This window comes from Ensifer soli, assembly GCF_041928815.1.
In the GTDB taxonomy this organism is placed as follows: Bacteria; Pseudomonadota; Alphaproteobacteria; order Rhizobiales; family Rhizobiaceae; genus JBHFEI01.
Window position 1 is genome coordinate 112788 of record NZ_JBHFEI010000010.1, and the last position, 18292, is coordinate 131079.

The window sequence follows — 18292 nt, forward strand, 5'->3', positions numbered from 1 at the left end:
AAAAACGAGCAACAAGGGAAAGACGCCATGAGACGGGTAGTTGTCACGGGTCTGGGCATCGTGTCCTCGATCGGAAGCACGGCCGAGGAGGTTCAGGCATCCCTCTACGACGGCCGTTCCGGCATCACCGCCTCGCCCGACTTCGCCGAATACGGCTTCCGCTGCCAGGTCTGGGGCGCGCCGACGCTCGACCCGACGGATCTGGTCGATCGCCGCGCCATGCGCTTCCTGTCGCAGGGCGGCGCCTGGAACCATGTGGCGATGAAGCAGGCGATCGCCGATTCAGGCCTCGAGGAGGCCGATGTCGGCGGCAATCCGCGCACCGGCATCATCATGGGGTCCGGCGGTCCCTCGACCCGCACGCTGATCGAGGCCGCCGACATCACCCGCAAGAACATGAGCCCGAAGCGGATCGGCCCCTTCGCCGTGCCGAAGTCGATGTCGTCGACGGCTTCCGCCACGCTCGCCACCTGGTTCAAGATCCACGGCGTCAACTATTCGATCTCGTCGGCCTGCTCCACCTCCGCCCACTGCATCGGCAACGCGGCCGAGATGATCCAGTGGGGCAAGCAGGACGTGATGTTCGCCGGCGGCCATGAGGACCTCGACTGGACCATGTCGAACCTCTTCGACGCGATGGGCGCCATGTCGTCGAAATTCAACGACCGCCCGGCGGTCGCCTCGCGCGCCTACGACGCGGACCGCGATGGTTTCGTCATCGCCGGCGGCGCCGGCGTGCTTGTGCTCGAGGAACTGGAGCGCGCCAAGGCCCGCGGCGCCAAGATCTACGCCGAACTGACCGGCTACGGCGCGACGTCGGACGGCTACGACATGGTGGCGCCGTCCGGCGAGGGTGCGGCGCGCTGCATGCGCCAGGCGCTCTCGACGGTGAAGGGCGAGGTCGACTACATCAACACCCACGGCACGTCGACGCCGGTCGGCGATAGCAAGGAGATCGGCGCGATCCGCGAGGTCTTCGGTGAGAAGATGCCCCATATCCAGTCGACCAAGTCGCAGACCGGCCATTCGCTGGGCGCGGCGGGGGCGCAGGAATCGATCTACGCGCTCCTGATGATGCAGGGTGGCTTCATCGGCGAGAGCGCCCATATCGAGACGCTCGATCCGGAATTCGAGGGCGTGCCGATCGTGCGCAAGCGCATCGACAATGCCAGGATCGACACCGTTCTCTCGAACTCCTTCGGTTTCGGCGGCACCAACGCCACCCTCGTGTTCCAGCGCTACAACGGATAAGACCATGGCGGGACTGATGCAGGGAAAGCGCGGCCTCGTCATGGGCGTCGCCAACAACCACTCGATCGCCTGGGGAATCGCCCGGGCGGCCTGCGCGCAAGGGGCGGAACTCGCCTTCACCTACCAGGGCGAGGCGCTCGGCAAGCGGGTGAAGCCGCTGGCTGCCGAACTCGGCTCCGATTTCGTCGTCCCCTGCGACGTCGAGGACATCGCCTCGGTCGACGCGACGATCGCGGCGCTGAAGGAGCGCTGGGGCAGCCTCGATTTCGTCGTGCATGCCATCGGCTTTTCCGACAAGAACGAGCTGAAGGGGCTTTACGCCGACACGAGCCGCGACAATTTCAGCCGCACCATGGTGATCTCCTGCTTCTCCTTCACCGAGATCGCCCGGCGCGCCGCGGACCTGATGGGGCCGGGCGGCACGATGCTGACGCTGACCTATGGCGGCTCTGTGCGGGTCATGCCGAACTACAACGTGATGGGCGTCGCCAAGGCGGCGCTGGAAGCCTCCGTGCGCTACCTCGCCGCCGATTACGGCCCGAGGGGCATCCGCGTCAACGCGATCTCGGCCGGACCGATCCGCACGCTTGCCGGCGCCGGCATCTCGGACGCCCGTGCGATGCTCTCCTGGCAGCAGAAGAACGCACCGCTGCGCAAGACCGTGACGATCGAGGATGTCGGCAATTCCGCCGTCTACCTGCTGTCCGATCTCTCGGGCGGCGTCACCGGCGAGATCCACTATGTCGACAGCGGCTACAACATCACCTCGATGCCGGTGCTCGACACGCTGCGCCGGGCCGACGCCGAGTAATCCGGCGTCATTTCCTCGACGTCAGGTCCGGCCAGGTGTCCGAGACCTTGTAGCCGCCCGGCCAGGGATCGCCGGGGTCGAGCATGTGCTGGTGCGTGCCGGTGATCCAGGCGCGGCCCGAGATCGTCGGGATGATCGCCGGCGTGTTGTCCCCCACCGTGGTTTCGCCGGCGATGCGGCCGGTGAAGGTCGAGCCGATGATCGAGCGGGCGGTCAGGCTCTCCCCCGCCTGCATCAGTCCGCGCGCGTGCAGCACCGCCATGCGCGCCGAGATCGCCGTGCCGGTCGGCGACCGGTCGATCTTGCCGGGCTGGATCGCCACCGCCGAGCGCGTGGTCAACCCTGCTTCCGTCCGTTCGACAGGGCCGGCGAAGGCGCAGAAGGAGATGTGTTTCCAGTCGGGATTGTCCGGATGGTGAAAGCCGAGCGCGGCATTGGCGGAATTGGTGATGGCGATGCCGGTTTCCGCCAGAGCGCGGGCCTCGTGTGCTTCCAGCGAGAAGCCGAGCGCCGCGGCGTCGACGATGACGAAACTGTCGCCGCCATAGGCGGTGTCGACGGTCAGCGGTCCGATGCCGGGAACATCGAGCGACACGTCGAGGCTTGCGGCGAAGGACGGGACATTGGTGACGGTGATGCGCTCGGCCTTGCCGTCGCGGCAATCGGCGACAACCTCGATCAGCCCGGCCGGCGCCTCCAGCACCAGCCGTGTCTGAGGCTCGGTCATCGGCAGGATGCCGGCGTCGAGCAGCACGGTGGCGACGCAGATCGAATTGGAGCCGGACATGGGCGGCGTGTCCTCCGGCTCCATGATGATCCAGCCCATCTGGGCCTTTGGGTTCTTCGGCGGCACCAGCAGGTTCACGTGGCGGAAGACGCCGCCGCGCGGTTCGTTGAGGACGAAGTCGCGCAGGGTCTGGTCGCAGGCGATGAAGCGGCTCTGCTCCCAGACCGTCTCGCCCGGCGGTGGCGCGACCCCGCCGACGATCACGTCGCCGACTTCGCCCTCGGCATGGCAGCTGACGACATGGACGACCCTGGTGGTGCGCATGACCACCTCAGGTCACCGCGCCGACATGCCACGGCACGAATTCGTTGTCGCCATAGTCGTATTCCTCGCTCAGCGTCTTCTTGCCGGAGGCCGTCGCGATGATGCTCTCGAAGATGCGCTCGCCCGCCGCCTCGATCGTGTCCTCGCCGGTGACGATGTCGCCGCAATTGATGTCCATGTCCTCCTGCATGTGGTGGTACATCTCGCTGTTGGTGGCGATCTTGATGCACGGGGCGGGCTTGAAGCCGGAGACGGAGCCGCGGCCGGTGGTGAAGCAGATGACGTTGCAGCCGCCGGCCACCTGACCGGTGACGGCGACCGGGTCGTAGCCGGGCGTGTCCATGAAGACGAAACCCGGCTCGTCGACGATCTCGGCATATTCGTAGACGGCCTTCAGCGGCATGCTGCCGCCCTTGGCCACCGCGCCCAGCGATTTTTCGAGGATCGTCGTCAGCCCGCCGAGCTTGTTGCCGTGCGACGGATTGTTGTTGAGCTCGGCGTCGTTGCGCTCGGTGTAGCGCCGCCACCAGTCGATCCGGTCCATCAGCTTTTCGGCGACCGCCGGCCGGATGGCGCGGCGGGTCAGAAGGTGCTCGGCGCCGTAGATCTCCGGCGTCTCCGCGAGCACCGAAGTGCCGCCGTGGCGCACCAAGAGGTCCGAGGCATGGCCGAGCGCCGGATTGGCGGAAATGCCCGAATAGCCGTCCGAGCCGCCGCATTCGAGCGCCAGCTTGATGCCCGACAGCGGCTGCGGCGTGCGCGTCGCCGCATTGACCGCCGGCAGCATCTCGCGGATCATCGCCGAGGCCGCCTCGATCGTCTTCCTCGTGCCGCCGAGATGCTGGATCGTCATGGTGCGCAGCCGGTCGCTTTCCTCGAGCTTGTAGTGTTCGAGGATGGGGGCGATCTGGTTGGTCTCGCAGCCGAGCCCGATCATCAGGATGCCGCCGAAATTCGGATGCCGCGCATAACCCTGCAGCGTCCGCGTCAGGAGCGTATAGCCTTCGGACTTGGTGTTGATGGCGCAGCCGCTGCCATGGGTCAGCGCCACGACCCCGTCGACATTGCCAAAGCCTTCGAGGCTGCCGGTGCGGTTGAAATGCTCGGCGATGTACTTCGACACCGTGGCGGAACAGTTGACCGTGGTGATGATGCCGATGAAGTTGCGCGTGCCGACGCCGCCCGCACCCCGGTCGAAGCCCATGAAGGTGCGCCGCTCGTCGGGCGGCAGCATGCCGGTCTCCTCGATGTCGACGCTGTACTGGTGCTGGTGCTCGGAGGCGACGACGGCGAGGTTGTGCAGGTGCACATGCTGGCCGGCGCCGATATCGACCGTGGCGACGCCGATCACTTGGCCGAACTTGCGCACCTCGCGGCCGGCGGGGATCGCCCGGAGCGCCACCTTGTGGCCGCGCGGGATCGGCTGGGCGGCGTTGAGGTCGCCGATGCCGGTCGCCTCGCCCGCCTTGACGGCCCGGCGTGCCACGGCGACGTCGTCGATCGGGTTGAGTAGAATCGCCGGTGCGATCGTTTCGGTCATGGTCACCTCCCGCATGCCTCAGTCACGCGGAATTTCGCGCGCGACAAGCAATCGCTTTCCACGGACCGTGTCAAGCCGGGGAATCGTGTCAGCCGCGGCGCGCGTCCCGGAGACGGGCAAGCCCCTCCAGCGCCTGCGTCGCGACGCGATCGCGCGCGGGGCCGACATCGACGGTGACGACGTTCTCTTCGCCCTCGGGGCTTTCCAGCGCCGCCAGCTGGCTGTCGAGCAGCGAGGCCGGCATGAAATGGCCGGGCCGGCTGCCCATGCGCGGCAGGAGCACCGCGCGCGTACCCTTGAGATAGACGAAGGCGAGCGGCCGTCCCGCCGCGTTGCGCAGGAGGTCGCGGTAGCTGCGCTTCAGCGCCGAACAGGAGACGACGATGCCGGCGGCGCCCTCTTGCGCGAGCCGCGCGCCGATGGTGGCGAGCCAGGGCCAGCGGTCGGCGTCGGTCAAGGCAATGCCCGCCGACATCTTCTCGATGTTTGCCGGGGGATGCAGGCTGTCGCCTTCGAGGAAATCCCGGCCCCAGGCTGCGGCAATGCGTTCCCCGATCGAGGACTTGCCCGAGCCGCTGACGCCCATGACGACCACCGGGCCGTCAAAGACAGGTGGTGATGCCGCCGTCGACATAGAGCGTGTGTCCGTTGACGAAAGAGGAAGCCGGTGATGCGAGGAAGACGGCGGCGCCGACGAGTTCGTCCACCGTGCCCCAGCGCCCGGCCGGCGTCCGCTTCTCCAGCCAGCCGGAAAATTCGGGATCGTCGACCAGCGCCTGATTGAGGGGTGTCCTGAAATAGCCGGGTGCGATCGCGTTGACCTGCAGCCCGTGCCTCGCCCAGTCGGCACACATGCCGCGCGTCAGGTTGCGCACGGCGCCCTTGGTCGCCGTGTAGGGCGCGATCCCCGGCCGGGCCATCTCGCTCTGCACCGAGGCGATGTTGATGATCTTGCCGCGCCGGCGCGCGATCATGAAGCGGGCGACCGCCTGCCCGACATAGAAGACGCTGGAAATGTTGGTGGCGAGCAGTTGCTCCCATTTCTCCGCCGGGAAATCCTCGAGCGGCGTGCGGAACTGCATGCCGGCATTGTTGATGAGGATGTCGACCGGCCCGAGATCCGCCTCGATCGCGGCGACCCCGGCGGCGACCGAGGCCTGGTCGGTGACGTCGAAGACGGCGGCACGGGCGTCGTGGCCCGTCTCGCGCAGCGCGCGTGCCGCCTGCCCGACCTTCTCCGCATCGCGTCCGTTGAGCACGACGGCGGCGCCGTGGGCGGCCAGTCCCTCGGCGAGCGCCAGGCCGATGCCCTGGCTCGATCCGGTGACGAGCGCGCGCCGGCCGGCAAGATCAAACAGCGGAAATCCCATGGGGCCCGTCTCCAGAACCCGGCAACCGCGGCCGGGCGACGACCGATAGCACGCTCGCCGAAGCGAGAACATCATCTTCGTCCCATCCCCGGCCGTTTCGGGAAAAGGCATCTCTTCCAGTACCGGACGGGCAAGTCGAACGGGCCATGGATCGGGTCGTCTCTCCCCTCTTTGCGGAAAATGCCTTAGGAGTAGGGAAGGCAGGGGGAGAAAGCCATGGCGTGGTCGCCGGAGACCTATCTGACTTTCGAGGACCAGCGCACGCGGCCGGCCGCCGATCTCCTTGCCCGTGTTCCACTGGCCCATCCCCGCCGCATCACCGACATCGGCTGCGGGCCGGGAAACTCCACCGAGCTTCTGGCGCGCCGCTTTCCCGATGCGATCGTTGAGGGCGTCGATTCCTCGCCGGAGATGGTCGATGCCGCAAGACGGCGCCTGCCGGCTCTCGTCTTCACCGAGGCCGACATCGCCCGCTGGACGCCGCAGGAACCGCAAGACCTGATCTTTGCGAATGCCGTCCTGCAATGGCTGCCCGATCACGCGCGCCTGTTGCTGCGCCTCGTCTCCTGCCTCGCACCCGGCGGCGTTCTCGCCTTGCAGATGCCGGACAATGTCGACGAGCCCTCCCATGTCGCGATGCGCGTCGCGGCCGGCGATGCGCGCTGGCGCGACCGTCTCGCCAATGTCCGCGCCGACCGTGCCGGGATCGCCACGCCCGAAGCCCATTACGCCATGCTCGCACCGGTCTGCGCCGCGCTCGATATCTGGCGAACGACCTATGTCCACCCGCTGGAGGGCGTTGACGCCATTGTCGACTGGTTCACGGCGACCGGGTTGATGCCCATCCTCGCGCGCCTCGAAGCGGGCGAACGTCCGGCCTTTCTTGCCGCGTATCGCAGCCTGATCGACGCGCATTACCGGCCGCAGGCGGATGGCCGGGTGCTTCTGGCGTTTCCACGCCTGTTCGTCGTGGTGACGCGCCGTTGAGAGCAGACGACGACGGCGTCTGGACGCTTCCTGCCGCGCCGGCTCAGCGCCGGCCGAACAGAACCTTGAAGCGGGCGTTGCGGCAGATCTCGCCGCTTTCGCGGAAGGCTTCCGAAAGCACCGGCTCGTAAGGCAGCCCGCGATTGGCGACGAGCATCAGCCGGCCGCCGGCCTTGACCGCGCCCGCCGCCGCCCGGATCAGCGCAATGCCGAGGCCGGGGTCGCTGGCCTGGCCCTCGTGGAAGGGCGGGTTCATCACGATCAGGTCGTAATGGTCTCGGATCGCCTCGGCTTTCAGGTCGTGCCAGTAGAAACGGGCCGGCATGCGCGGCGCCAGCGCCGCCATGTTCGCCTTCGCGGCCGCGAGCGCGGCATGGTCGGCCTCGAAGAGGTCGATGCCCTTCAGCTGCGGCGCGGCCTTCGCCAGCATCACCGAGAGATAGCCCCAGCCGGCGCCGAAATCGGCGGCATGGCCCTTGAGGTCGGCGGTGAAACGGGCGGCGAGCAGTTCGGAGCCCGGATCGATCCGGTCATGCGAGAACATGCCCGGCGCCGCGGTGAAGCCATCCACCGTCACGGGCTTCGATGCGAGCTTCAAGATGGCGTCGGATGCCTCCTCCGGACGGGCGAACCAGAAGACGACGCCGTGGTATTTCGGCATGCCGTCGCCGCCCCAGCCGAAGACCGCGATCCGCTTGCGCAGCGCCGCGATCCCGTCCTCCTTGCTGCCGGCGACGACGATCAGGCCGCCGACGCGGGTGCGCGTCAGCGCCTCGGCGATCCGGTCCTCGTTGAGGCCGCGATGCTTGGTGCAGAGAACGAGCGCGGCGTCGTAATCCGTGCCGGGCACCTCCGGCGTGACGGCCGCGCGGGCGGCGTCCAGCGCGCGGTAGAGTGGCCGGAACGGCTGCACCGCCTCGATCGACGCCTGGAAACCCTCCGGCAGCCGGTAGCCGGCCTCGGCCCCGAGGAAGAGCACGCGTCCGCCCGCCTCCGGCGCGGCGAGCGTGCCGGTGTCGAAGGGGTGAAACAGGGTCTTCAGCGTGTCGCGGCTCATCGGCATCCTCGCTCGGCATGCCCGGCGGAAGCGGCTGCGCTCCGGCATCGGGCGATGCGGTGAAACAACGAGACGGGGCAGGCGGCGCGATCGCGGTGCCGCCCGGCCTGCCCGTCAAAGGAAAGAGGCGCGGAGCCTCAAGAGCCCGCGCCTCCCGGTCGTGATCGTCGCCCGAGGGCGAGGCTTACTCGGCGGCCTCGCCGTCCGACTTCTTCCTGTCGGCGGCGATCTCCTGGCCGGTCTTCTGGTCGACGACCTTCATCGACAGGCGAACCTTGCCGCGCTCGTCGAAGCCCATCAGCTTGACCCAGACCTTGTCGCCTTCTTTGACGACGTCCGAGGTCTTCGCCACGCGCTCGGAGGCGAGCTGCGAGATGTGGACGAGGCCGTCGCGGGCGCCGAAGAAGTTGACGAAGGCGCCGAAGTCGGCGGTCTTGACCACCGTGCCCTCATAGATCTGGCCGACTTCTGGCTCGGCGACGATCGAGTGGATCCACTTGCGCGCCGCCTCGATCTCCTTGCCGGAGGCCGACGCGATCTTGACGGTGCCGTCATCCTCGATGTTGATCTTGGCGCCGGTCTTTTCCACGATCTCGCGGATGACCTTGCCGCCCGAGCCGATGACTTCGCGGATCTTGTCGACCGGGATGTTCATCACCTCGATGCGCGGGGCGAACTCGCCGAGCTGGCCGCGGCTCTCGGTGATGGCGTTCGCCATCTCGCCGAGAATGTGGCGGCGGCCGTCCTGTGCCTGGCTCAGGGCGACCTTCATGATCTCCTCGGTGATGCCGGCGATCTTGATGTCCATCTGCAGCGAGGTGATGCCGTCGGCGGTGCCGGCGACCTTGAAGTCCATGTCGCCGAGATGGTCCTCGTCGCCGAGGATGTCGGAGAGCACGGCGAAGCGCTCACCCTCGAGGATCAGGCCCATGGCGATGCCGGCGACCGGCTTTGCCAGCGGCACGCCGGCATCCATCAGCGCCAGCGAGGTGCCGCAGACGGTGGCCATCGAGGACGAACCGTTCGATTCGGTGATCTCGGAGACGACGCGCAGCGTGTAGGGGAACTGTTCGGCCGACGGCAGCATTGGGCGGATGGCGCGCCAGGCGAGCTTGCCGTGGCCGATTTCGCGGCGGCCCGGCGAACCCATGCGGCCGGTCTCGCCGACCGAGTAGGGCGGGAAGTTGTAGTGGAGCAGGAAGCGCTCCTTGTACATGCCGGTCAGGCTGTCGACATACTGCTCGTCCTCGCCGGTGCCGAGCGTGGCGACGACGATCGCCTGGGTCTCGCCGCGGGTGAACAGCGACGAGCCGTGGGTGCGCGGCAGGATGCCGACTTCGGAGACGATCGGGCGGACGGTCTGAAGGTCACGGCCGTCGATGCGGCTCTTGGTGTCGAGGATGTTCCAGCGGACGATCTTGGCCTGCAGGTGCTTGAAGGTGGCGCCGATGACCTCGGCGGTGAAGCGGGGTTCCTGCCCTTCCGGGAAGAAATGCGCCTTCACCTTGGCCTTGACGGCATCGACGGCGGCGTAGCGGTCGGCCTTCTGGGTGATCTTGTAGGCCTCGCGCAGCTCGGCTTCGGCAATGCCGAGCATTTCCGTCTCGAGCGCGGAGAAATCCTCCGGGACGAAGTCGCGCGGCTCCTTGGCGGCAACCTCGGCGAGCTTGATGATCGCGTCGATCACCGGCTGGAAGCCCTTGTGGCCGAACATGACGGCGCCGAGCATGATCTCCTCGTTCAGCTCCTTGGCTTCCGACTCGACCATCAGCACGGCGTCCTGCGTGCCGGCGACGACGAGGTCGAGGCTCGACTCGTCCATCTCGTCGAGATGCGGGTTCAGCACGTACTCGCCGTTGATGTAGCCGACGCGGGCGCCGCCGACCGGGCCCATGAACGGCACACCGGACAGCGTCAGCGCGGCGGAGGTCGCGACCATCGACAGGATGTCGGGATTGTTCTCGAGGTCATGCTGGACGACGGTGACGACGACCTGGGTGTCGTTCTTGTAGCCTTCCGGGAAGAGCGGGCGGATCGGCCGGTCGATCAGGCGCGAGACGAGCGTCTCATTTTCGCTCGGGCGGCCTTCGCGCTTGAAGTAGCCGCCCGGGATCTTGCCGGCGGCATAGGTCTTTTCCTGGTAGTTGACCGTCAGCGGGAAGAAGTCCTGGCCGGGCTTCGGCGCCTTGGCCGAGACGACGGTGGCGAGAACGACGGTCTCGCCGTAGGAGGCGAGCACGGCGCCGTCGGCCTGGCGGGCGATCTTGCCGGTCTCGAGCTTGAGCGGCCGGCCGGCCCATTCGATTTCGACGGTATGTGTATCGAACATCTTGGATCTGTCCTTGCTTGATGCGGCGAAACGCCGCCGCAGCCATGGTGGCGCGGGCGGCTTGCGGTCCGCCGGGGTGGGACGCATCATGGGCAAGACAGCGGGCGGCTTCGGCAAGGGGGCGTTGCGCCTCGAAGCGGCCAGCAATCCTGCCCCATGACAGGTCACCGGTTGTAACGGCAGCGCCGGCGGATCCGGGGCTGCTCGGCATCGCATCCGCGCCAGTGTCCCGGCAGGGATGAAGGATGGGGCACGAACCGCGCCTTCAAGGGGCGGCGTGCCGTGTATCGGCGAAGGCCCGGCCTCCGCGCGGTAGGAAGGACCGGCGGGCCCGCCCGAAGCAGGTCCGCCGGTGATACGGCATCAGCGGCGGATGTTGAGCGCGCCGATCAGCGTGTTGTAGCGGCCCTCGTCCTTCTTCTTCAGATAGTCGAGGAGCGAGCGGCGGCTGGAGACGAGCGCCAGAAGGCCACGACGGGAGTGATTGTCCTTCTTGTGGTCCTTGAAGTGTTCCGTCAGGTTGTTGATCCGCTCGGTGAGCAGGGCAACCTGGACTTCCGGGGAACCGGTGTCGCCTTCGGCCGTGGCGAATTCCTTGATCAGCGCGGCCTTGCGCTCTGCAGTGATCGACATCGTGTCATCCTTTCGATTTCGAGGAGTGTCGGGTCGCCGGCAGCCGGGATGTCGTCCAGCCGCGGCCGTTTCGGCAGCGGTCGCGCAATCACGGGCGTCCGCTGGTGGCGCAGCCTATAAACGATTGCGATCGAAAAGGGAAGGGGCGGGTCCCGCGCGCGGTTCAGGGCGCCGCGCGCGGCTTCAGCGGCGAGGATTTCAGCGGCGGCGCGGCGGGCGGGCAGTCGAGATAGGCGGCAAAGACGAAGCCCGGGCCGGCGGGCCCGCGCGCGAGGAGCGCCCAGGCCTTGCCCTTGTGGTGCTCGATCCTCGCGAGTTCGACCACCGCGCCGTTGCCGATCGTGCCAATGATCGCGCCGTTCGGCGCTGCGCGAAGGTTGAGCGGCGTTCCCGTCGGATCCGCCACGGTGCAGAGCGGGCCGGCCGCGGCGGATGCGGCGAGAAGGAAGACGGCGACGGCGGGACCGGCGGCTGCGAGGGTGCCAGGGCGCCTCATTCGGCCTGCTCCTTCACGCGCGGCGCCAGCCTGGCGCGCGGGATGCGCATCCGCCATTCGATCCCGTCCTCGTGCATGGTGCGCTCCAGCGTCGCGTCGAGCGCGATGCGCATCATCCGCTCCAGCACCATCGTGCCGAACCCCTTGCGCGCCGAGGCCCGCGCCGCGTCGGTCAGGGCGACGCCCGATTCGCGCCAGACCATGACGAGCCCGTCTCCGTCGAGCGACCAGTCGAGCGCCACCCGTCCGTCCGCGCCGGCGAAGGCGCCGTATTTCGTCGCATTGGTCGCCAGTTCGTGCAGCGCCATGCCGAGCGTCTGCGAGGCCTGGGTGTCGAGGCGGAAGGCGGGTCCGGCAAGCCTCAGGCGGGCGGCCTCCGACGGCGTGAACGGCTGGAGCTGGTTCTGCGCCAGTTCGCGCAGGTCGACGCCGTGTGTCGCATTGGCGATCATCAGGTCCGTCGAGCGGGCAAGGCCGGCGACGCGCTTGCGGAACCCGTCGGCGAATTCGGCTGCCGTGGTGCTCGACGCGGCCGACTGGTTCAGCATCGACTGGATGACGGTCAACTGGTTCTTCGACCGGTGCGCCACCTCGCGCATCAGGAAGCGGATCTCGTTTTCCGCCGCCGCGCGGGCTTCGGAGGCCTCGGCGAGCGCGGCGGAGACGGTTTCCACCTCCGTGATCATGTCAGAGCGCGCGGCGACCGGTTGCCCGGCGCCGACGCGGCGGGCATCGGCGGCAAGCAGCCGGATGCCCCGGGCGAGCAGCCGGCCGATCACGAGCGAGCCGATCGCGGCGAAGGTGGCGGAGACGATCCCGCCGGCGACCAGCCAGAAATAGGTCCAGATCGCCGACGAATCGACGTCGGCGCGCTTTGCCCAGGCGACCACGCGCCAGCCGGTCTGCGGCGAGAACTCGTTGACCACGCGATAGGTGACGCCGCGCACGCGCCGGTCCGAGAGGCCCTGCGGCATGTCGAGGCCTTCGTCGAGGAAGAAGGGCGTGCCCGCCTCATACTGGCCGTCGGAGGAAACGATCACCTTGCCGGCCCCGTCGACCAGCGCGGCGTTCCACGCCGGCGACAGCGTGTCGCGATTGACCGCCTTCGCCATGCTCGAGGCGTCCTGCGTCAGGGCGAGAACATAGGGCCGTCCGTCCGCCAGGCGCCGGGGCAGGTAGATGCTGTAGACCCATCGCCGCGCCGCCGTGCTGAGGAAGACGCCGGAGATGAAGGGACGGTCCGACCGCATGGCGGCGCCGACCGCTTTCTGGTTGCTGATCGTCGACGGCAGCGGCCCGTCGAAGGGCACGCGCGTGCTGACCCGCATCTTCAGGTCCTGGTCGATCAGCGCGAGATAGGTGCCGGTGCCGGCAAGGGCGAGCCGCGCGCTTTCGTGGAACTCCGAAAGCGTCGGGTTCTCGATCGACTTCAGCGTCGAGATCACCCTAAGCGTCGTCATCAGCCCGTCGATCTCGCGCTCGACGATCCGCGTCACCGACCCGCTGGAGGCGGTGAGCAGCGAGGCGATGACCCGTTCCTGCTGGTCGACGCTGCGCTTCATCACCAGAAGCGAGAAAGCGAAGGTCGGCACGAGCGCGATCGTCAGCAGCACGACGAGATAGAAGACGAAGGGCCGGCGGAAATGACGGCGCAGGAAACCGTGCAGCCGCGCGCCGCTGCGGTTCGCCGTCCTGCCTGCGATCCTGCCGATATCCACCCCGCGTCCCTTCCTTTGGCACTAAGGGATAAGTGCAGGAGGACCGCAGGGCAAGATGCAGTTTCTTGGGCGGGTCAGTTCGTGGCGAAGACGCGGCGCGGCCGGAACTCGCCCTCCGCGATCTCGCCGATGGCGACGAGGCGGCCGCGCACGGTGGCATAGGCCTCGGGCTCGGCGAGCGGCGCGTCGCGGCCGCGCAGGATGATCGGGTTGCCCATGCGCAGCCGGTGGGCCTGGTCGTCGCTGATGGCGATGTGCGGCAGGCCGGAAAGGGCCTCGCCGGTGTCGATCAGATGGGCATCGAGCGCGGCGAGCCGCTCCCGGTCATCCTCGATCCCTTCGAGCGCAGTCAGCGTCGACAGCGGCACCATGGCATCCTCGCCGAAGGGCGCGACGAAGGTGCGCCGGAGCGAGGCGATATGGCCGTAGCAGCCGAGATCGCGACCGAGATCGCGGGCGAGCGAGCGGACATAGGTGCCCTTGCCGCATTCGATCTCGAACTGGGCGAGATGCGGGGTGCAGCCGATCAGCGACAGGCGGAAGACCTCGACCTCGCGGGCGGGGATCTCGATCGTCTCGCCGGCGCGGGCGAGATCATAGGCGCGCTCACCCTCGATCTTGATCGCCGAGAACTGCGGCGGCACCTGTTCTATGACGCCGGTGTAGTTCGGCAGCAGCGCCAGGATCGCTTCCCGGTCGGGACGGTTGTCGGAGCTTGCCGTCACCTCGCCTTCCAGGTCGTCCGTGGTGCGCTCGGCGCCCCAGGCGACGGTGAATTCGTAGATCTTGCGACCGTCCATGACATAAGGGACGGTCTTCGTCGCGTCGCCGAGCGCGATCGGCAGCATGCCCGAGGCGAGCGGATCGAGCGTGCCGGCATGGCCGGCCTTCTCCGCCTTGAACAGCCACTTGATCTTGGACACGGCCTCCGTCGAGCCGAAATCGAGCGGCTTGTCGAGGATGAGCCAGCCGGAAACCGGCCGGCCCTTGGGCTTGCGGGGCTTGGACATGATGGGGACTATTCCTTGTCGTCGTCGGAGGCGAGATCGCGGGCGACATCCGGCGAGCGCAGCAGTTCGTCGATCTTGCGGTAGTTGTCGAAGCTCGTGTCGTCGCGGAAGCGGACCTCGGGCATGTATTTCATCTGCCCGAGCTGGGAGCCGAGGCGTCCGCGGATGTACTTGGCGTTGCGGTTCAAGGCTTCGACGACCACGGAATGATCGGCGACGCCGAGCGGCGAGACGAAGGCCGTCGCGATCTTCAGGTCCGGCGACATGCGCACCTCCGAAATGGCGATCACCGTCGTCTCGATCACGGGATCGCGCACCTCGCCGCGCTGGAGCACCTGGGTGATGGCGGCGCGCACCTGCTCGGCGACGCGCAGCATGCGCTGGGAGGGGGCGGAGGAGGAGGTTTTCTTCATCTTCTTTCTCTTTTTGCTCGTGCCGGACCCGAATCGAGGCGCGGGCCGTGTCCATGACGCTTCGCGCGCCGAAAATCAAGGCTGCGCGGCCGCGGAGGCGCGGTCGAGGCCGTCCATGAAGGCGTCGGCATCCGCCCCGTCCTTGAAGGCGGCTGCCGGGACGATGATCGCGCCCCGTCGCCCGTCGGCGAGGATCCCCTCGACGACGATGCGCCCGTCAAGGCGCGACACCGCGCCGATCCGCTCCAGCGTCATCGCATGGCGGCTGCCGTCGCGCGTTTCGACAAGGCCCGTTGGGTCGCAGGCGAGAACGACATCCTGCGGCAGGCGGACCAGCCGGCGCGCCGCACGATGGGCGCCGAGCGTCAGGAAGGCCGTGTAGAGACCATACCAGACGAGGCCGGTGACCAGCCAGCAGAGCGCCCGCATCAAAAGGTTCAGGTCGTCGGGAAGCATGGCGATGACGAAGCCGCCGGCACCGAACCAGAGCATCATGCCGAAAGCGGAAAAGCCGCGGATCTCGCGGGGGCAGGACGTGAAGGCGAGCGCATCGGCAGGCGTCAGCCTGTAGCGGAGTAACCGCGGCGGCAAGGGCGTGGGATGGGCGTCGTCCGTGGTCGTCACCGTGGCGCCTGTCAGGTAAGGCTGGTCCCCAGCCGAAGCGTCTCACCGTGTTCGGGAGGCGCGCCGGGAGAGCATCAAGGACGGATCTCGCGGCGTTCCGCCTTCGAGCGATGGCTTCGGAAGCGCGACACCGCCCGGCCGGGACCGGCCGGGCGGTGTCGAAGGCGATCGACGGAAACCGATCAGAGCGTGCGCGTGATGTGCTCGACGCGGAAGCACTCGATCGTATCGCCGGCGCGGATGTCCTCGTAATTCTCGAAGGCCATGCCGCATTCCTGGCCCATCGGCACGTCCGAGACCTCGTCCTTGAAGCGCTTGAGCGTCTTGAGCTTGCCCTCGTGGATGACGACGTTGTCGCGCACGAGGCGAACCCCGGCACCACGCTCGACCTTGCCCTCGATGACGCGGCAGCCCGCGACCTTGCCGACCTTGGTGATGTTGAACACCTCCAGGATCTCGGCATTGCCGAGGAAGGTCTCGCGCCGCTCCGGCGAAAGCATGCCCGACATCGCCGACTTCACGTCATCCACCAGGTCGTAGATGATGTTGTAGTAGCGGATCTCGATGCCGGCGCGCTCGGCCGCGGTGCGGGCCTGGGCGTTGGCGCGCACGTTGAAGCCGATGATCGCGGCGCTGGAGGCTTCCGCCAGCGAGATGTCCGACTCGGTGATGGCGCCGGCGCCCGAATGGACGACCCTTGCACGCACCTCGTCGTTGCCGAGCTTCTCGAGCGCGGCGGAGATCGCCTCGATCGAGCCCTGAACGTCGCCCTTGATCACCAGCGGGAATTCCTTGACGCCGGTGTTCTGCAACTGGCTCATCATCTGCTCGAGCGAACCGCGCGAGCCGGAGGCACGGGCGACCGCCTTGTCGCGCGTCAGGCGCTGGCGGTATTCCGAGATTTCGCGGCCACGGCTTTCGTTCTCGACGACGGCGAAGCGGTCGCCGGCCATCGGCGTGCCGGAAAGGCCGAGGACCTCCACCGGCGTCGACGGACCCGCTTCCTTGACGTGCTCGCCCGTGTCGGTGACGAGCGCGCGCACGCGGCCCCACTGATCGCCGGCGACGATGATCTGTCCCGGCTTCAGCGTGCCGGCCTGGACCAGCACGGTCGCGACCGCGCCGCGGCCCCGGTCGAGCTGGGCCTCGATGACCGTGCCTTCGGCCGTGCGGTTAGCATTGGCGCGCAGGTCGAGGATTTCGGACTGCAGCAGGATCGCCTCGAGCAGCTTGTCGAGGTTCTTTCCGGCCTTCGCCGACACCTCGACGTCGAGGACCTCACCGCCGAGCGATTCGACGAACACCTCGTGCTGCAGGAGCTGCTGGCGCACCTTGTCCGGGTTGGCCTCGTGCTTGTCGATCTTGTTGATCGCCACGATGATCGGCACGCCGGCCGCCTTGGCGTGATTGATCGATTCGATCGTCTGCGGCATGACGCTGTCGTCGGCCGCCACCACCAGCACGGCGATGTCGGTCGCCTGGGCGCCACGGGCGCGCATCGCCGTGAAGGCGGCGTGGCCGGGCGTATCGATGAAGGTGATCTTCTGGCCGTTCTGCTCGACCTGATAGGCGCCGATGTGCTGGGTGATGCCGCCGGCCTCGCCCGAGGCGACATGCGTCTTGCGGATCGCGTCGAGCAGCGAGGTCTTGCCGTGGTCGACATGGCCCATGATCGTGACGATCGGCGGGCGCGGCTGCATCTCGCCGGCATCGTCCTTGATGTTGAAGATGCCTTCCTCGATGTCGGATTCCGAGACGCGCTTGACCGTGTGGCCGAATTCGCCGGCGATGAGTTCGGCGAGGTCGGCGTCGATGACGTCGCCCGGCTTCATCATCTGGCCTTCCTTCATCAGGAACTTGATGACGTCGACAGCCCGCTCGGACATGCGCTGCGAGAGTTCCTGGATGGTGATCGTCTCGGGAAGGATGACCTCGCGGACGACCTTCTCACGGGTCTCCTGCATCTGGCTGCGCCGGAACTTCTCCTGGCGACGGCGCATGGCGGCGAGCGAGCGCCCGCGCGATCCGCTTTCGTCGTCGAGGGCGGCGGTCAGTGTCAGTTTGCCCTTGCGGCGGTCTTCCTCCGCCTTGGGACGGGCGGGCGCCTTGGCCGGATCGACGCGCACGACCTTGCCGCGCGGAACCGCGCCGGCGGTGCGGGGCGATGCCTTGCGGTCGTCCTCTTCCTCGTTGCCCGCCTTGCGGCGGACGCCGGCCACGGGCTCGGCGGCAGCCGGCGTGCGGCCGGGGGCGGCCGGGCGCGCCGGATCGGGCCGGCGGGCGGCGACGGGCTCTGCGGCCGCGGCATTCGCCGCCTCGGCGGCGTTCGACGCGGCGGCGGCCTTCTCGGCCTCGCTGCGCGCGGCCTCCTCGACCTGCCGCTGGGCGGCCTCTTCCTGCTCGCGCTCGCGGCGGATCGCCTCCTCGGCAGCGCGGCGGGCCTCCTCGGCGGCGCGGCGGCGCGCATCCTCGGCATCACGCGCCTGCGCTTCGGCAAGCGCGCGGCGGCGGGCGTCGATCTCGCCGGCGGAAAGCTGGTTGAGCACGACGCCGGTGCGCGGCCGGTTCGGATCCGGGCGGCCGGAATAGCCCTGCTGCTGTGGCGGGCGGCCGGCGCCGGAGGGCTGCTGCCGGTTGCCGGCCGAAGGGGGCTGGCGGTTGCCGGAGGGCGGCGGCGCCTGCCGGTTGACCGGCGGCGGCGCGGGCTGCCGGCTCACCGGCGGCTGTGCGGCAGCGGGGCGCGGCTGTTCCGCCGGCTTGGCGCCGACGGCCGGCGCCGGGGTGATCGGCTTCTCGTCTTCGGGCCGCATCGGGCGGCGCTTGCGTGTTTCGACCACGACCGCCTTCGTGCGTCCGCGGCCCATGTCCTGACGCACGGTACCCTGCTGAACCCCGGAGGGCTTCAGGGTCAGCGTCTTCTTGCCCGCTACGCTGATCGTCTTGTCGTCGTTGTTGTCGGTCATTCCGTTCCGTTCCTAGCGATCAGGGCCAGATCGGAACCG

16 protein-coding genes are annotated in these 18292 nt (G+C 68.2%); 3 read left to right on the top strand and 13 right to left on the bottom strand.

Annotated features, from left to right (window positions below; translation table 11 throughout):
* Nucleotides 1-27 precede the first annotated feature (27 nt).
* Entirely contained in the window at nucleotides 28-1251 is a 1224-nt protein-coding gene (gene fabB / locus ACEVQ6_RS16250) for a beta-ketoacyl-ACP synthase I (protein WP_374890073.1), read from the top strand.
* A gap of 4 nt (nucleotides 1252-1255) precedes the next feature.
* Nucleotides 1256-2062: an enoyl-ACP reductase FabI gene (gene fabI / locus ACEVQ6_RS16255; protein ID WP_374890074.1), complete on the top strand. Its 807-nt coding sequence runs from the start codon at nucleotides 1256-1258 to the stop codon at nucleotides 2060-2062.
* Between the two features lie 7 nt (nucleotides 2063-2069).
* Here the strand turns inward: fabI and ACEVQ6_RS16260 are convergent, their stop codons facing one another.
* From ACEVQ6_RS16260 to ACEVQ6_RS16275, 4 genes are all read right to left on the bottom strand, one after another.
* Nucleotides 2070-3113 (bottom strand): trans-3-hydroxy-L-proline dehydratase, encoded by a 1044-nt coding sequence (locus ACEVQ6_RS16260; RefSeq protein ID WP_374890075.1) that lies wholly within the window; start codon nucleotides 3111-3113, stop codon nucleotides 2070-2072.
* A gap of 7 nt (nucleotides 3114-3120) precedes the next feature.
* Nucleotides 3121-4653, bottom strand: a complete 1533-nt coding sequence (locus ACEVQ6_RS16265) for a UxaA family hydrolase (RefSeq protein ID WP_374890076.1) — start codon at nucleotides 4651-4653, stop codon at nucleotides 3121-3123.
* 88 nt (nucleotides 4654-4741) lie between these two features.
* On the bottom strand, nucleotides 4742-5287 hold the full coding sequence (locus ACEVQ6_RS16270; RefSeq protein ID WP_374890077.1) for a gluconokinase: 546 nt from the start codon (nucleotides 5285-5287) through the stop codon (nucleotides 4742-4744).
* The gene (locus tag ACEVQ6_RS16275) at nucleotides 5256-6023 is read right to left on the bottom strand and encodes an SDR family oxidoreductase (RefSeq protein ID WP_374890078.1); all 768 of its coding nucleotides are present in this window, start codon (nucleotides 6021-6023) and stop codon (nucleotides 5256-5258) included. Before ACEVQ6_RS16275 ends, ACEVQ6_RS16270 begins: the two co-directional genes overlap by 32 nt.
* A 216-nt stretch (nucleotides 6024-6239) precedes the next feature.
* Here ACEVQ6_RS16275 and tam point away from each other — a divergent pair, with 216 nt between their 5' ends.
* Nucleotides 6240-7010: a trans-aconitate 2-methyltransferase gene (gene tam, locus ACEVQ6_RS16280; protein ID WP_374890079.1), complete on the top strand. Its 771-nt coding sequence runs from the start codon at nucleotides 6240-6242 to the stop codon at nucleotides 7008-7010.
* Between the two features lie 43 nt (nucleotides 7011-7053).
* Here tam and ACEVQ6_RS16285 read toward each other — a convergent pair whose 3' ends face one another.
* From ACEVQ6_RS16285 to infB, 9 genes are all read right to left on the bottom strand, one after another.
* The gene (locus ACEVQ6_RS16285) at nucleotides 7054-8067 is read right to left on the bottom strand and encodes a methyltransferase (RefSeq protein ID WP_374890080.1); all 1014 of its coding nucleotides are present in this window, start codon (nucleotides 8065-8067) and stop codon (nucleotides 7054-7056) included.
* A gap of 184 nt (nucleotides 8068-8251) precedes the next feature.
* Nucleotides 8252-10396 (bottom strand): polyribonucleotide nucleotidyltransferase, encoded by a 2145-nt coding sequence (gene pnp / locus ACEVQ6_RS16290; protein WP_374890081.1) that lies wholly within the window; start codon nucleotides 10394-10396, stop codon nucleotides 8252-8254.
* A 363-nt stretch (nucleotides 10397-10759) separates the two neighbouring features.
* Nucleotides 10760-11029: a 30S ribosomal protein S15 gene (rpsO, locus tag ACEVQ6_RS16295; protein WP_374890082.1), complete on the bottom strand. Its 270-nt coding sequence runs from the start codon at nucleotides 11027-11029 to the stop codon at nucleotides 10760-10762.
* A 163-nt stretch (nucleotides 11030-11192) separates the two neighbouring features.
* Nucleotides 11193-11525: an SH3 domain-containing protein gene (locus ACEVQ6_RS16300; protein ID WP_374890083.1), complete on the bottom strand. Its 333-nt coding sequence runs from the start codon at nucleotides 11523-11525 to the stop codon at nucleotides 11193-11195.
* Nucleotides 11522-13243 carry a sensor histidine kinase gene (locus tag ACEVQ6_RS16305; protein WP_374890084.1) on the bottom strand — a complete coding sequence of 574 codons (1722 nt, stop codon included), beginning with the start codon at nucleotides 13241-13243 and terminating at the stop codon, nucleotides 11522-11524. Before ACEVQ6_RS16305 ends, ACEVQ6_RS16300 begins: the two co-directional genes overlap by 4 nt.
* A 74-nt stretch (nucleotides 13244-13317) precedes the next feature.
* Nucleotides 13318-14253, bottom strand: coding sequence for a tRNA pseudouridine(55) synthase TruB (gene truB / locus ACEVQ6_RS16310; RefSeq protein ID WP_374890085.1), 936 nt, complete (start codon nucleotides 14251-14253; stop codon nucleotides 13318-13320).
* Between the two features lie 8 nt (nucleotides 14254-14261).
* On the bottom strand, nucleotides 14262-14666 hold the full coding sequence (rbfA, locus tag ACEVQ6_RS16315; protein ID WP_374890086.1) for a 30S ribosome-binding factor RbfA: 405 nt from the start codon (nucleotides 14664-14666) through the stop codon (nucleotides 14262-14264).
* Between the two features lie 75 nt (nucleotides 14667-14741).
* On the bottom strand, nucleotides 14742-15290 hold the full coding sequence (locus ACEVQ6_RS16320; protein ID WP_374890087.1) for a hypothetical protein: 549 nt from the start codon (nucleotides 15288-15290) through the stop codon (nucleotides 14742-14744).
* Nucleotides 15291-15472: 182 nt separating this feature from the next.
* On the bottom strand, nucleotides 15473-18253 hold the full coding sequence (gene infB / locus ACEVQ6_RS16325; protein WP_374890088.1) for a translation initiation factor IF-2: 2781 nt from the start codon (nucleotides 18251-18253) through the stop codon (nucleotides 15473-15475).
* Nucleotides 18254-18292: the final 39 nt, after the last annotated feature.

Excerpts from the sequence above, each read along its gene's own strand:
- tam (WP_374890079.1), top strand. The coding sequence starts at position 6,240 with ATGGCGTGGTCGCCGGAGACCTATCTGACTTTCGAGGACCAGCGCACG.
- ACEVQ6_RS16265 (WP_374890076.1), bottom strand. The coding sequence starts at position 4,653 with ATGACCGAAACGATCGCACCGGCGATTCTACTCAACCCGATCGACGAC.
- ACEVQ6_RS16300 (WP_374890083.1), bottom strand. The coding sequence starts at position 11,525 with ATGAGGCGCCCTGGCACCCTCGCAGCCGCCGGTCCCGCCGTCGCCGTC.
- rpsO (WP_374890082.1), bottom strand. The coding sequence starts at position 11,029 with ATGTCGATCACTGCAGAGCGCAAGGCCGCGCTGATCAAGGAATTCGCC.
- ACEVQ6_RS16260 (WP_374890075.1), bottom strand. The coding sequence starts at position 3,113 with ATGCGCACCACCAGGGTCGTCCATGTCGTCAGCTGCCATGCCGAGGGC.
- ACEVQ6_RS16275 (WP_374890078.1), bottom strand. The coding sequence starts at position 6,023 with ATGGGATTTCCGCTGTTTGATCTTGCCGGCCGGCGCGCGCTCGTCACC.
- pnp (WP_374890081.1), bottom strand. The coding sequence starts at position 10,396 with ATGTTCGATACACATACCGTCGAAATCGAATGGGCCGGCCGGCCGCTC.
- ACEVQ6_RS16285 (WP_374890080.1), bottom strand. The coding sequence starts at position 8,067 with ATGAGCCGCGACACGCTGAAGACCCTGTTTCACCCCTTCGACACCGGC.
- fabI (WP_374890074.1), top strand. The coding sequence starts at position 1,256 with ATGGCGGGACTGATGCAGGGAAAGCGCGGCCTCGTCATGGGCGTCGCC.
- fabB (WP_374890073.1), top strand. The coding sequence starts at position 28 with ATGAGACGGGTAGTTGTCACGGGTCTGGGCATCGTGTCCTCGATCGGA.
- truB (WP_374890085.1), bottom strand. The coding sequence starts at position 14,253 with ATGTCCAAGCCCCGCAAGCCCAAGGGCCGGCCGGTTTCCGGCTGGCTC.
- rbfA (WP_374890086.1), bottom strand. The coding sequence starts at position 14,666 with ATGAAGAAAACCTCCTCCTCCGCCCCCTCCCAGCGCATGCTGCGCGTC.
- ACEVQ6_RS16270 (WP_374890077.1), bottom strand. The coding sequence starts at position 5,287 with ATGTCGACGGCGGCATCACCACCTGTCTTTGACGGCCCGGTGGTCGTC.
- infB (WP_374890088.1), bottom strand. The coding sequence starts at position 18,253 with ATGACCGACAACAACGACGACAAGACGATCAGCGTAGCGGGCAAGAAG.